At 66.7% G+C, this 270-nt stretch carries 1 protein-coding gene; it reads right to left on the bottom strand.

Annotated features, from left to right (window positions below):
- Positions 1-270 (bottom strand): M24 family metallopeptidase (locus ACZ267_RS12915; RefSeq protein WP_463680350.1); only part of this gene is annotated, 270 nt, incomplete at both ends.

Here is a 270-nt window from a genome sequence, read left to right as displayed (position 1 = left end):
ATCCGGTGTCGGTGACGAGGATGGTGTGCTCCCACTGCGCCGAGAGGGACCGGTCCTTGGTGGCGATGGTCCAGCCGTCGCCCATCTCGCGGATCTCCCGGCGGCCGGCGTTGATCATCGGCTCGATGGTGAACATCATGCCAGGCACCAGTTCGTCCAGCGTGCCCGGGCGGCCGTAGTGCAGCACCTGCGGTTCCTCGTGGAAGACCTGGCCGATGCCGTGGCCGCAGAACTCACGCACGATGGAGAAGCCGGCGTTCTCGGCAAAGG

Source organism: Staphylococcus sp. AC872 (assembly GCF_979255425.1).
The sequence above is the reverse complement of the archived record's forward strand: the minus strand, read 5'-3'. Positions and strand labels throughout refer to the sequence as shown.